The organism is Paenibacillus sp. E222, assembly GCF_013401555.1.
In the GTDB taxonomy this organism is placed as follows: domain Bacteria; phylum Bacillota; class Bacilli; order Paenibacillales; family Paenibacillaceae; genus Paenibacillus.
In genome coordinates, this window is sequence record NZ_CP058552.1 from 4517034 (window position 1) to 4530851 (window position 13818).

12 protein-coding genes and 1 pseudogene are annotated in these 13818 nt (G+C 46.4%); 11 read left to right on the forward strand and 2 right to left on the reverse strand.

All coding sequences use genetic code 11. The features are described from left to right. The first annotated feature begins 93 nt into the window (after nucleotides 1–93). The 6 genes and pseudogenes from HW560_RS20405 to HW560_RS20430 all read left to right on the forward strand — a co-directional run bounded on the left by HW560_RS20405 (nucleotide 94) and on the right by HW560_RS20430 (nucleotide 7285). A complete protein-coding gene (locus HW560_RS20405; RefSeq protein WP_090899169.1) occupies nucleotides 94–1767 on the forward strand; it encodes a type 2 periplasmic-binding domain-containing protein in 1674 nt (557 codons plus the stop codon). A gap of 105 nt (nucleotides 1768–1872) precedes the next feature. After that, complete coding sequence (locus HW560_RS20410) at nucleotides 1873–2838, forward strand: ABC transporter permease (protein ID WP_090899167.1); 966 nt, start codon at nucleotides 1873–1875, stop codon at nucleotides 2836–2838. Continuing rightward, entirely contained in the window at nucleotides 2838–3791 is a 954-nt protein-coding gene (locus HW560_RS20415) for a carbohydrate ABC transporter permease (protein WP_090899164.1), read from the forward strand. Before HW560_RS20410 ends, HW560_RS20415 begins: the two co-directional genes overlap by 1 nt. Next, nucleotides 3792–5348, forward strand: coding sequence for a glycoside hydrolase family 43 protein (locus tag HW560_RS20420; RefSeq protein WP_090899161.1), 1557 nt, complete (start codon nucleotides 3792–3794; stop codon nucleotides 5346–5348). It abuts the gene before it with no gap. Between the two features lie 50 nt (nucleotides 5349–5398). Continuing rightward, entirely contained in the window at nucleotides 5399–6421 is a 1023-nt protein-coding gene (locus HW560_RS20425; RefSeq protein ID WP_179264487.1) for an endo-1,4-beta-xylanase, read from the forward strand. Nucleotides 6422–6504: 83 nt separating this feature from the next. Continuing rightward, a pseudogene (locus tag HW560_RS20430) lies at nucleotides 6505–7285 on the forward strand (family 43 glycosylhydrolase). A 173-nt stretch (nucleotides 7286–7458) separates the two neighbouring features. Here HW560_RS20430 and HW560_RS20435 read toward each other — a convergent pair. Then, on the reverse strand, nucleotides 7459–8769 hold the full coding sequence (locus tag HW560_RS20435; RefSeq protein ID WP_179264489.1) for an amidohydrolase family protein: 1311 nt from the start codon (nucleotides 8767–8769) through the stop codon (nucleotides 7459–7461). 157 nt (nucleotides 8770–8926) lie between these two features. Between HW560_RS20435 and HW560_RS20440 the strand changes: the two genes are divergently transcribed. Beyond that, nucleotides 8927–9355 carry a MarR family winged helix-turn-helix transcriptional regulator gene (locus HW560_RS20440; RefSeq protein ID WP_090899152.1) on the forward strand — a complete coding sequence of 143 codons (429 nt, stop codon included), beginning with the start codon at nucleotides 8927–8929 and terminating at the stop codon, nucleotides 9353–9355. Between the two features lie 243 nt (nucleotides 9356–9598). Here HW560_RS20440 and HW560_RS20445 read toward each other — a convergent pair whose 3' ends face one another. Next, nucleotides 9599–10252, reverse strand: coding sequence for a GntR family transcriptional regulator (locus HW560_RS20445; RefSeq protein WP_090899149.1), 654 nt, complete (start codon nucleotides 10250–10252; stop codon nucleotides 9599–9601). Between the two features lie 212 nt (nucleotides 10253–10464). On the opposite strand from HW560_RS20445, the gene HW560_RS20450 reads away from it, so the two are divergent. From HW560_RS20450 to phnE (HW560_RS20465), 4 genes are read left to right on the forward strand one after another with little or no spacing between them, the layout of a single operon-like run. Beyond that, nucleotides 10465–11388, forward strand: a complete 924-nt coding sequence (locus HW560_RS20450; RefSeq protein WP_179264490.1) for a phosphate/phosphite/phosphonate ABC transporter substrate-binding protein — start codon at nucleotides 10465–10467, stop codon at nucleotides 11386–11388. Between the two features lie 33 nt (nucleotides 11389–11421). Beyond that, nucleotides 11422–12189 carry a phosphonate ABC transporter ATP-binding protein gene (gene phnC, locus HW560_RS20455; RefSeq protein ID WP_179264492.1) on the forward strand — a complete coding sequence of 256 codons (768 nt, stop codon included), beginning with the start codon at nucleotides 11422–11424 and terminating at the stop codon, nucleotides 12187–12189. A 1-nt stretch (nucleotide 12190) separates the two neighbouring features. After that, nucleotides 12191–12982: a phosphonate ABC transporter, permease protein PhnE gene (gene phnE, locus HW560_RS20460; RefSeq protein ID WP_179264494.1), complete on the forward strand. Its 792-nt coding sequence runs from the start codon at nucleotides 12191–12193 to the stop codon at nucleotides 12980–12982. Next, nucleotides 12979–13818 (forward strand): phosphonate ABC transporter, permease protein PhnE, encoded by an 840-nt coding sequence (gene phnE / locus HW560_RS20465; protein ID WP_179264496.1) that lies wholly within the window; start codon nucleotides 12979–12981, stop codon nucleotides 13816–13818. Before phnE (HW560_RS20460) ends, phnE (HW560_RS20465) begins: the two co-directional genes overlap by 4 nt.

The following is a 13818-nucleotide window of genomic DNA, read 5'->3' on the forward strand; positions in this document are numbered from 1 at the left end:
TCGAATATAGTTTCCATGTAGATGTAAATTTATAATTAAATTATTCAAATGAAAGGGCTTTCATGCAGTAAGACCAAACTTTGGAGGTGCTTTATGGGGGACAACAAAAAATCATTCTTCCGTATGGGGGCAACGTTGTTATTGTCGTTGAGCGTTGTGCTAGCAGGTTGCTCAAGTGGCAATTCAGGCAGCGGAGAAGAGAGCAGTAAAGGTAGTGAGGTGGGGGCTGACAATCCGTTAGAAATCTCGGTATTCCTGAACGAGGCCGGACAACAGCCAACTGCTGACAACAAAATTTACAAAAAAATCAAAGATGAGCTTGGCGTTACATTCAAATTTGAATTTTTGGCCGGCGACAAAAACCAGAAGCTCGGCGTCATGATTGCAGGAGGAGATTATCCGGATCTCATCTCTGCGGATACCAAGCTGACAGCAGCCGGCTCGGTCATTCCGTTGGAAGACCTGATCGAGGAGCATGCGCCTAATCTGAAGAAGCACTATGAGAAGTACTGGAATCAGATGAAGGACCCTAACGATGGACACATTTACTACCTGCCAAACTACGGCGCATACAACGGCGAAGTGGCGGATACTTACTACAGCGGACCTGCCTTTTGGATTCAAAAAGCCGTGTTGAAAGAGTTCGGTTATCCGACGCCAAAAACACTGGACGAATACTTTGACTTGATCGCGAAATACAAGGAAAAGTATCCAACTATTGACGGCAAACCGACAGTCGGTTTCGAGGTATTGAACTATGATTGGAAAAACTGGGGCTTGCTGAACCCGCCGCAGCATTTGATCGGTCATCCGAATGATGGTGGAGTGGTCGTCAACGATGGCAAGGCAGAGATCTTTGCAGACAAGGATTATGCCAAAAAATACTATCAGAAGCTAAATGAAATCAATGCCCAAGGCTTGCTTGATAAGGAAGCGTTTGCACAGAACTACGACCAATATATGGCCAAATTGTCCAGTGGGGCCGTACTCGGCATGTTCGATCAACACTGGAATTTCCAAAGCGCGGAAGATTCACTTATAACGCAAGACAAAATTGAACGCACTTATGTAGGTTTCCCGCTTGTGTATGACAGCAGCACCAAAGACTATTATCGTGACCGCGCAGCACTGAATCTCAACAATGGTTTCGGTATTACCGTGAGTGCCAAAGACCCTGTAAAAATCCTCAAAGTGCTCGACAAACTGATGGAGGAAGAATGGCAGAAAACACTCACTTGGGGCATTGTGGATGAAGACTATTATGTCAATGAAGAAGGCCGCTTCATGAAGACACAAGAGCAGCGCGACAATGCAGCAGATGCTGCCTGGAAACTGGCCAATAAAGCAGATGCTTTCTATGGAACCGCACCGAAGATGGAAGGTTACTTCAGCGATGGCAACGCGACTTCAGCAAGCAATCAGCCGGAAGAATATCAAGCCAGCTTGAGACCGTTTGATAAGGAAGTTTTGGACGCCTACGGTTTCAAAAGCTATGTCGATTTCTTCAGTGCTCCACCAGAGAATCCGGTGACTTACCCTGCTTGGTCTGTCGATGTGGTAGAGGGATCTCCAGCCAAGATTGCCAATACGAAGTTGAACGAGTTGTCAACCAAATATTTGCCGAAAGCGATTTTGGCTAACACGTCTGAATTCGACAGTGTATGGAGCGAATACGTTTCCGAAATTCAAAAGCTGGATATCAAAACGTATGAAGATCGTATCAATGAAGTATTGCAGTGGAGAATCGATAACTGGTCTGTAAAGTAAGAAATTGCTGTCAGGAAGGAAGGATACCTTCCTTCCTGATTTTTTGAAGAACATATCGCTGGACGTTATTCCTTTCAATATAAAGATGGATAGGAGCCTGATATTATGGAGGAAATTGTAGTGGGTACCAAGCCGCTCCGCCCGAAGAAAAAACCGAAAATTAGGCGGATTACTTGGCAAAATATCAAAGCACAGAGACAGCTCATATGGATGTCGGTTCCTCTGCTTGCGTACATTATCATCTTTGCTTATGTACCTGTCTGGGGTTGGACGATGGCCTTTCAGGATTACAAACCGGCCAGAAGTTTCTCGCAACAAACGTGGGTAGGGTTCAAGCATTTTCAATTTTTGTTCACTGATGACAATTTCTTGCGCGTGCTTCGCAATACGCTTGCCATGAGTATCATCAACATGATTTTAGGTTTCGTTACAGCCATCGTTTTGGCCTTGTTACTCAATGAGATCAAGAAGATCATGTGGAAGCGGACGGTACAAACCATCTCTTATCTTCCTCACTTCTTATCATGGATTATCGTTACCGGCATCGTAGCGACATCGCTTGCTTCTGACGGCATTATCAACGATATCCTCATGAAACTGCACTTAATCAACGAGCCGATCTTGTGGCTGACGGAAGGGAAGTATTTCTGGGGCGTTGTTGCAAGTTCTCATATTTGGAAAGAAGTCGGATGGAGCACCATTATTTATTTGGCGGCCATGGCCTCTATTGATCCGGCACAGTATGAAGCTGCCGATATTGATGGAGCCAATCGATATCAAAAAATGTGGAATGTCACCTTGCCAGGAATCAAGCCTACCATTGTCATCCTGTTGATTATGTCGATTGGACATATTCTAGAAGCTGGCTTCGAGGTTCAGTATTTGCTGGGTAACGGGTTGGTTGTTGACTGGGCAGAAACGATTGATATCTTCGTGCTCAAATACGGGATTGCACAGGGCAACTATTCGCTCGCAACTGCAGGCGGAATATTCAAGACCGTGGTCAGCATTACAATGTTACTTGTAGCGAATTGGACCGCCAAGCGGCTTGGGGAAGAGAGGCTGTTATAATGACGAAAAAAACACCATTGTCTGGTTTAGGAAATACAGCGGCGCTTTCCGTTCGCCGCCCGGGTGGCAGAGGCATTGAACCGTTTCTGTTCAATACCTTTAACACGATCTTCATGGTTCTGTTGGTAATTGTGACGTTGTATCCATTTTTGAACACGATTGTGGTTTCGTTTAATGCAGGGAATGACACCATTCGAGGAGGCTTATATTTGTGGCCCCGCGATTTCACCATGCAGAATTACAAAGCCGTATTTGCATCAGGCACAATCTATAACGCATTTTTGGTTTCCGTTGCACGTACAGTACTATCTACCATTCTGAACATTTTCTTGACCACCATGCTGGCTTACACGCTGAGTCGGCGTGATTATATTTTCCGCAAGCTGATTACGACCATTTTTGTGCTGACGATGTATTTCAATGCAGGGCTAATTCCGGGGTACTTCCTGATGAAGGATCTGCATTTGATTAATTCCTTCTGGGTGTATGTCCTGCCTTCATTGATTAGTGCGTTTAACCTGATCGTCATTCGTACTTATATATACACGATCCCCGAAAGCTTGATTGAATCAGCCAAAATCGACGGAGCAGGAGATTTCAGAATTTTCTGGAGAATTATTTTTCCACTGTGCAAACCTGTGCTGGCGACTATTGCGCTCTTTGTCGCGGTCGGCGCGTGGAATTCCTGGTTCGATGCATTTCTGTACACGTCATCACGTCAAGAGCTCAGCACATTGCAATACGAACTGATGAAGCTGTTGTCTTCCAGTATGAACGCCAACAGTAATCCTTCCGTTGCCAACGGTGTGGGGGTGGAGCATTCAACACAGGTAACGCCAATTTCCATTCGTGCTGCTGTTACAATTGTCGCTTCTGTTCCGATCTTGCTGGTGTATCCGTTTATGCAAAAATACTTTGTCGTTGGACTAAATGTAGGGAGTGTGAAGGAATAGATGTCACAGATTCAATCACAACTGATCCGTTATGCCAATCCGATTCTTCCCGGATTTTATCCGGATCCCAGCATCGTGAAGGCGGAAGAATATTTTTACCTCATATGCAGTTCATTTGAGTACTTTCCCGGAGTGCCGATCTTTCGGAGCCGGGATCTGATTCACTGGGAGCAGATTGGTAATGTATTGGACCGGGTCAGCCAGCTGGATTTGACCGGACAGAAAAGCTCGGACGGGATTTATGCTCCTGCACTGCGTTACCATAAAGGTACATTTTATATGATTACGACAGATGTGAGAGGCATCGGCAATTTCTACGTGACGGCAACCGACCCTGCAGGCCCCTGGTCCGATCCAATTCGCATTCCATTTGGTGGAATCGACCCTTCTCTGTTTTTTGACGACGACGGCAAAGTATACGTGACCGCTCAACAAGGCGCCGATTACGATTCTCATGCCATCCAGTACGAGATTGACATCACCACAGGTGAGGCGCTCTCTGAACCACAAGTTGTCTGGCATGGGGATGGAGGGCCATGGACCGAAGGACCGCATCTATACAAAATCAATGGGTTGTATTATATGATGTCTGCTTCAGGCGGGACGGCGAAGGAGCATCGTGAGATCATCGGTCGAAGCGATCGACCTTATGGTCCGTTCGAACGCTATCCTGAGCCCATCCTGACCCATCGCCATCTGGATCATCCCATTCAGTATTTGGGTCATGCCGATCTGGTGGAGGATCATCAAGGAGACTGGTGGGCCGTTTTCCTTGGCGTGCGTTTGACGGAGGACGGGTATAGCGTGCTTGGACGTGAAACCTTTCTCGCACCGGTCGTCTGGAACGATGGGTGGCCCCACATTGATAACAATGAAGGAATAGTGAGTCTGGATATGAAGGTCCAGCGTTTGCCAATGGCATCACCTTCTTTGTCCCAGAGTCATACAGCCATCGTTGTCGGAAGGGACGAATTCGACGGAGAACTTGGGCCGCAATGGATGTTTGTGCGCAACCCTTCAGAAGGGACATGCTCGCTTACGGAAAAACCAGGTTTCCTAACGCTGTATGGTCAGGCAGGAGGGCTTGGAGACGTAGGTCAGATTACGTTTGTTGGCCGCAGGCAGCAGCATATTCATGCCAGCTTTACGACCTGTCTGACATTCATGCCGGTTGCGGATGGAGAAGAAGCGGGACTGTGCGTTCGACGGGATGAGGATGCACACTATGAGCTTGGCATAAGCAGGTTGGATGGGCGAAACGTACTCTTTGCTCGCTTAACGGTGCGAGGAGAGTCGAACATGGTGCATGAGCGCGAGATTGGGACGGAGCAGTTATGGCTTCGAATTGAATCGACAGAGAAGGAATACAGATTGATATATTCTGAGGATGGACAGGACTGGACATTCTTGTGTGCAGGCTCGGCACGTGCCATATCTCCGGAGGATTTTGTACACAAAATGTGCTTTACCGGATCGGTGGTCGGACTATATGCTACCGGCAATGGTCAGGCAAGCAGCACACCTGCGTATTTTGATTGGTTCGAGTACTCAGTCTGATTCAGTCGCTAATAAACGATGCGAAAAAGGGAATTCAGAGGAGGGAAATCATGAGTTCGTTTCGAGAAGAGGCACCACTGAAGGAATTGTACAAGGATGCGTTCCACATTGGAGCAGCGGTGAATCCGAAGACGATTGAAAGCCAGCGTTCATTGCTTGCCTATCACTTCAACAGCCTGACGGCAGAAAATGAAATGAAATTCTCCAGTGTGCATCCACAGCAGGAACGGTATACGTTTGAGGATGCGGATATCATCGCTTCTTTTGCCAGAGAGCAGGGCATGGCGCTGCGCGGTCACACGCTGGTCTGGCACAACCAGACTCCGGATTGGCTGTTCGAGAATGAAACTGGGGGACAGGTGGAGCGAAGTGTATTGCTGGAGCGATTGAAGGCTCACATTCAAACCGTCGTTGGCAGATATAAGGACGTTATCTATGCTTGGGATGTTGTAAACGAGGTTATATCCGATGATGCGGATGACGAAAACGCATTCCTGCGCCCATCCAAATGGCTGGATATCGCCGGAGAGGATTTTATTGCCAAAGCGTTCGAATTCGCCCATGAAGCAGATCCGCAGGCGCTGTTATTCTATAACGATTATAACGAATCTGATCCGCATAAGCGGGAACGCATCTATCGGCTTGTTCGTTCATTACTCGATCAAGGCGTGCCGATTCATGGCGTTGGTCTGCAGGCACACTGGAATCTGTATGATCCGTCCCTGGAAGATATACGCGCCGCGATTGAGCGGTATGCGCAGCTTGGCCTGCAGCTTCAACTCACCGAACTGGATGTGTCGGTATTTCGCTTTGAAGACAGGCGTACAGATCTCGTTCAGCCATCGCAAGAAATGCTGGAATTGCAAGCTGAGCGATACGAATCTATCTTCCGCCTTCTCCACGAATATAAGGAACATATTAGCGCTGTGACCTTCTGGGGGGCTGCCGATGATTACACCTGGCTCGATAATTTCCCTGTCCGAGGGCGTAAAAACTGGCCATTCCTGTTCGATGAGCTGCATCGTCCGAAGGAAGCCTATCAGCGCGTTGCGCGAATCGCTGTACCCAAGTGAGGTGAACGGATTAATATCGTTTAACCCCTAGCAGTCTCGAAGAACTGTCCGAGGCTGCATATCTTTTGGAAGGAGCTATTTGTATGAGCGAATTGCCTAAACCGCATCAACCTTTAGTTACGCATATATTCACTGCTGATCCTTCAGCGCATGTGTTCGAGGATCGCATTTATATTTATCCATCCCATGATCTGGATCACGACGGTCCGGTGAATGACAACGGAGATCAGTACAAGATGGAGGATTATCATGTGCTGTCTATGGCGGATATAGATTCACCCGTGACGGATCATGGCGAAGCGCTGCATGTGAAGGATGTCCCTTGGGCGTCCAGTCAGATGTGGGCCCCGGATGCTGCGTATAGAAAAGGCACCTATTATTTGTTTTTCCCGGCTCGGGATCATGATGGCATTTTCTGCTCCGGCGATCGGACCAAGAGTTGCGAAGCTGAGTGAAGATATGCTCTCAATGGCGTCGGAGGCGTTGGAGATATCCATCGTGGATCAGGAAGGGCAGCCGCTGACCGCTGGGGACGAGGATCGCAGATATTTTGAAGGACCATGGATGCACAAGTATAACGGGAAATATTATCTGTCTTACTCCACAGGAACGACGCACAAGCTGGTGTACGCCATCGGTGACAATCCCATGGGGCCGTTTACATTCCAAGGCACGATTTTGCCTCCGGTCATGGGCTGGACAACGCATCATTCGATTGTACAATTCCGGGAGAAGTGGTATTTGTTTTATCACGACTGCTCCCTTTCCGGCGGCATCGATTACAAGCGCTGCGTAAAATTTGCCGAGTTGACGTACAACCCGGATGGCACCATTCGCATGATTGAACCATACCCAGAGAAGTGAAATGGGACCCCGTGTCCTTTCACTTAACCGTAGATCCGTGCTGAAACAGCAGTGATATTGTATCGTACCTTACAGTTATAATTGGGAAAGATTCCATAAAGCAATTAAATTAACTAAAACTCCGTGCCAAAGCACGGAGTTTTAGTTTTATTATGAAAGTAGGTTGAATCAGATTAACCTGGTTGCTGCGAACCATTAAACCACACGGATTTGATCGACAAGGTATCCGAGATATCAGTGGTTGGATCACCTTCTACGAGAATAAGATCAGCACGCGCACCTTCGGTAATACGGCCGCGATCGTGAAGACCAAAGCAACGGGCCGGTTTCGAAGTGGCCGACTGAAGAGCTTCGATCGGAGTGAACCCAGCCTTGACCAGCAGCTGCATTTCATGGTGGACACTTGCCCCATGAGCAAGGCCGCCAAGGTTTGGAACGGGAACTGGCGCGACATCCGTCCCTACCAGAATATCAACACCGGCTCGGTGAAGGTCCATCACATTCTGAAAGCTGTTCTCCATATTGCCCTGAGGGAACGTATTGAAGCTTGAGTTCAAAATATCGATCCAGTCTGGGCTTAATTTGGAATGAACACGGGGATCATTGGCCAAGTCGGATGCCGGATTTCCGATAATCGATGAATTCAACACCAAGCACGGTGTAACAAAAGCGCCTGAACCAGCTATGGATTTCACTAACTCGGAGGTGTACTCCGGTCTGTCGATAAACAAGTGGCCCAAACCGTCGACCCCAAAATCAATGGCTTGTTGCGATGAAAGGGCCGTCAAGACGTGGGCGATGACCAGCTTCTCGAACTTGTGGGCTTCGGTCACGGCTGTTTTTAGAATCTCATCGCTTAATACAGGCAGGCCAGGTGCACCCATGACTGTTCCTTCTTCAATCATGATCTTAATATAGTCGGCCCCATTCTCTACTTGGGTATGGACATGTTTAATCGCTTCTTCGACTGTTGTCACTTGCGGTATTTCATCGTGATCGTGAGCGTATGCAGCTAACATTGCTTCGCGATCTTCTTCCGATAACTTCTCTAGTTCCTTTAATACAAATTCAGGTATTTCATCTCCATCCGGAAGTAATTCATCCGGATGTCCGCCCGGAGCGGTGATCGCTGTGCCAGCAGAACGGACATCTGCGATGTCATTCACGTTTTTCAATTGAATTTCGCGCCCTCGTTTAGTAAAATCACCGTTCATTTCGAGTTCAGTGGTAACGCCGAATTTTAGAGCATCTCGTAAACCGCCGATGGAAGTGTGGACATGCGCATCAATCAGACCAGGCATTAAAGTCGCATTTTCTCCATCGATAATCGTTGCATCATCCGGAAGGTCTCCACCGACTGAAACGATAGACTCCCCTTTAATGACGACATGTCTGGGCGCAATGATTTGCTCTCCATCAAAGATACGTACATTTGTAATCGCCGTAACTTGTTCTAACGCAGCATTTTGAGTTACCTTCTCCATTTGAAATCCTCCCAAGTGTTTGTTTGTGAACAATTCGAATCATAACTGTTAGCTTTCTAACTGTCAACAAGCTAATGTTTTTTTGACAAGCCAATAGGATCGCTGTATAGTTTATTTACTTACAATTAGATTCCTAACAATCACTGGGGGGACGATTATGAAATCCCGAAAGGAAACACCTTATCTGGATTTATTTCAGATTATCGGTCTTAAGTTAAAGAAAAGAGCGGACGAGAGTATAAAAGAGCTGGGCTTAAACGCTCAACAAGGGAAAGTAATCGATTATATTTACGAAAACCAAAATAGTCATATTATTCAAATGGATCTCGCAGATCGGTTTCATCTAAGTCGGCCCAGCATTACAAGTATGCTTCAAGCTCTAGAGCAAAAAGGGTTAATCGAGCGTAAAATCCCTGCCAATAATGAACGACAAAAAAACATATACGTACTGCCAAAAGCGGTTGAACTGATTGAAGACTTCCAAGACTCTTTCCAAAAGGTGGAGGAAGAAATCGTCCAAGTCCTTACCGACGAAGAGAGGCAAGTATTAAAGAAATTATTGATCAAAATTAATGAGACGATATAAAGAAGGCGATATTTAATTCGCTTGTATTGCGCTCCAACAACCGTCTCTGGTTATCGTCAATGAAATGATTATCCGCCTATTGATCCCACGACCGGCAAAGTGACCCCAGATAGAACGGGTCGGACTAAACTCAGCCTTAGTGAAAGCTCGTTACTGCATGCAAAAAATGAAAAGGGGCCAAGATGACATTATGGTTTACCATAAAATGTCATCTCGGCCCCTTCTATACGTCTCCCACAGTTATTAAAAATGACCAGATGTGAGCATTCGTTCTCTGGAAAGACGTGTGAGCGATAGCACAACTTCCTGTGCGGAGTCATAATCCTGATTCGACAATGCCTTCAGCGTATCCCTATTAATCCCAATGGCACTATAATGTTTGATATGAGGAGTAAGCTTGAAACGTACGATGGCATACATACACAGCTTATCTTTAAAGGAATCAAATGTACTGAGCATTACGCCGTTTCCGAGTGATGCTAGAATTTCTCGCATAAATAAAAAATGATGCTCTATATAAGAGGCATAGTCATTATTTTGTTCTGCGACCCGTTGTAATTCCACATGGACAGAAAGTGATTCGAGATTGACATTAATGTCTCTTTTCTCATCTTTCATTGCCTGAAAACAGTAAAAGAGCATCGATTGAATTTGTTCATTGAGATCAAGAAATTCAATTACGCTCACTTCCTTGACGAGCACTCCACGATTTTTGAGCGCAACAATATATCCTTCCGATTCAAGACGGGCTATAGCATGACGGACGGGTGTTCGGCTCATTTGAAATTCTTCTGCCAGTTCATTCTCTGAAAGCAATGTTCCCGGCATTAGCTCGCCGCTAACCATTCGTTCACGAAGAAGCAGATAAGCTGTATCTGCCAGCGAGTTTGTTTTCATATATGTATTTCCCTTCTATCCTGACGTAGATTCACTTTACCAGTCTTCTTAAAACTAATCTGTGCTATTCCATAGTAACAGTACATGAAGAGGGGCTGCAACCTATCTGAACATTTTACAAATTTCCTGATATTGTGACACATTCTTCTTACATTCAACTTGTATCCTACTTGTGTACCGATAAATCAAAACATCGATTTTAGGAGGCTCACATGTTGGAAACGAATAAACGCAAAGGTCATCTAGGTTTGATTTTTTCTCTTGTGCTCATGCTTGTCATCCTGTCTGGTTGTGGAACCACCGCAAATTCAAGCGAAGGTGAGGCTGGAATGCCGGAAGTGATTCGAATCGGAATTATGCCAAGCGAAGAAGGCGAGATGAACCGTTCACAGGAACAACTTGCAAAAGATATTACCGAAGCAACCGGTATCCCTGCTGAAATATTTGTAGCTGAAGATTATAACATGGTTATTGAAGCCCTGCGTGCAGGCAAGATCGAAATCGGACTAATCGGACCATTCGGGTACATCATCGCTACGGAACGCGCCAATGCGAAACTGCTCGTTCGGTCTGAGAGTGATCAGCAATCCAATACCGTAATCCTTGTCCGTAATGACTCCCCTTATCAAAGCGTAAAAGATCTTAAAGGAAAGGATTTCTTGTTTGCAGATCCGGCATCAACATCGGGAAATTTGTATCCACGTGCCACACTGATGAAAGAGCTTGGTTTATCGAATAAAGAATTGGATTCCTTTTTTGGCAGTGTAGCGTTCTCAGGTGGACATGACAAATCGCTGCTTGCACTGGCTAACGGCAGTACTGACGCAATCGGTACATCGAGTCTCATGCTGCCAATGATGGCAGAATCGGGACTGGTAAAAGAGGAAGATTTCCGTGTCATTGCTGAATCCGACCCTATCGTTGGAGGAGCACCATTACTATATCGTCAAGACTTGCCAGAGGAATTAGTTAAACAACTGCGTGAGCTTATGCTGGAATATCACACGAAAAATCCTAGTTTCTTGGAAAGTGTGGGGGCCGCCCGTTTTGTAGAAGGAAGTGATAGTGACTTTGATCCGATTCGACAGGTTGCCAAAGATCTCGATATGTCTCCTGAGGAGCTGCTGAGAAAGTAGAGTTCAGAAATGAGAGATAAGGAGGATTTTAGTATGACACTTTTACAAGTGGAAGGGTTATCTAAAGTATATCCCGACGGAACAAAAGCGCTCGATAACATAAACCTGCAGATCAACCAAGGTGAGTTCGTCGTTGTTATTGGACCAAGCGGTGCGGGGAAGAGTACGCTGCTGCGCAGCCTGAACCGCATGATCGAACCAACCAACGGAAAGATCCAGTTTAAAGGCCGTGAAACCGTAGGAATCAAAGGCAAAAAGCTGCGTGAACTGCGTCGCCACATGGGCATGATTTTTCAGGGATACAATCTTGTTACTCGTGTGTCCGTTCTTAAAAACGTACTTCATGGCCGATTAGGATACATGAATGCATTTAAGGGAGCCCTGGGCTTATACTCCAAAGCAGATACGGAGGCCGCAAAGGGGATGCTGCAGCGTGTCGGCCTATTTGAGCAGATGTACAAGCGGGCAGATGAGCTTAGTGGTGGTCAGCAGCAGAGGGTGGGCATAGCCCGGGCTCTCTCCCAAAAACCGGATTTGATTCTGGCGGATGAACCCATAGCGAGTCTGGACCCTGCTTCCTCGGAGACGATTATGCATTATTTGTATACGATCTGCAAAGAGGAAGGGATTGCCTGCCTATGCAATTTGCATCAGGTGGATATCGCCAAGAAATACGCTACTCGTATTATTGGTATCCATAAGGGGACGAAGGTATTTGACGGAACACCCGAAGAGCTTACGGACGATATGATCCGGCTAATCTACAACCAGACCAGTCCCAAAGTGAAGGAGACAGCCTGACATGAATGCGGTACAGATACAATCCGCCCGAAAAATGAAACGTACTCAGACGATATTGTTTTTTATTGTGTTACTGGGTCTCATTATTTGGTCTTCAATAGGTGCAGAATTTTCGTTTGGTGCCCTGTTTTCAGGGATAGGTGAAAGCTTCCGTTTTATATTTTTCGATTTTCTTCCACCTGATTTTTCATCGCTTTCCCAGCTCATTGAACCTGCCTTGCAGACCCTTTATATGAGTGTGGTCGCGATGGTAATTGGATCGGTTATCGCGGGGATGTTGTCTTTTCTTGCAGCGGCAACAACAAGTCCTCATCCTTACCTGCAAATAGGTGTTCGAGCAGCTACCTCGCTGTTTCGGAATATTCCGGTACTCATCTGGACCATTTTGCTGGTGGCAGCATTCGGATTGGGTGCAGTTGTTGGCACGATGTCCCTGATTCTAATCTCAATCGGTATGCTGACTCGTTCCTTTGCCGAGGTGCTTGAAGAGATTGACATGGGGCAGGTGGAAGCAGTTCGGGCAGCTGGTGGGAGTTATTTTCAAGTGTTGTCTCAAGCTGTAGTTCCTCAATTTTTACCCGGATTTATCGGCTGGAGCCTGTACAACTTTGAAATCAACGTACGCGCCTCTACGATTGTCGGAATGGTTGGAGGTGGAGGTCTCGGATTTATTTTGCAATCGAAATTGAAATTGTTCCAGTACCAAGAAGCAAGCATGGCGGTTCTACTCGTGCTCGTTATCGTCCTCATCGTTGAAATGATCACCAATCGCGTAAGGGAGCGAATTATATGAGTATGCAAATGAATGATTTTAAACCGTCCTTTACTGTGCTCACTTCAATGGCAGAACCGCCTAAGCCGAAAAAAAACAAGCTGGTTATGATTGGGCTCCCGCTTATCGCCGTTCTGTTTGTGTTCAGTCTTGTTCAGCTTCATTTCGACTATTCCAAAATCGCACAAGGCTTTACGAAGCTTGGCGGTTACATGGGTACCATGTTTCCTCCTGATGTCTCGGCTTGGCGCCATGTTTTGCTTGCTGCTATAGAATCGTTGCAAGTTGCCATTATCGGATCGGTGCTTGGAATTGTCGTCGCTTTCTTTCTGTCCTTTTTAGCTGCGAGCAATTTGACGCCACATCCAATGATCGCCTGGATCATCCTAAGCGCTGCATCTCTGCTTCGGGCGATTCCTACGATCGTGTGGGCCCTTATATTTATCGTGTCCGTCGGTCTTGGTCCGCTTCCTGGTGTTCTTGCGATTGCCGTTTCTGCATCAGGCATGCTTGTTAAGGTGTTTGCCCAGTCACTTGAAGAAATGGACAAAGGCGTGCTCGAAGCTATGCAGTCTACTGGTGCGAGCTGGCTGCAAATTGTCATGCAAGGCATTTTACCTACAGTAAAAACAGCTTTCATTGCCTGGTGTGTGCTGCAGCTGGAAGGAGGTATCGCTGAATCTACTATTCTAGGCGCAGTTGGTGCGGGCGGTATCGGATATGAAATGACTCATGCGATGAAATCATACAATTTCGCAGCCGCTTTGTTTGTGGGCTTGGTCGTTTTTGTTATGGTATTCAGTGTTGAATTCGTGGCAAACCGCTATAAAATGAAACTCAAAATACGACAGAACTAA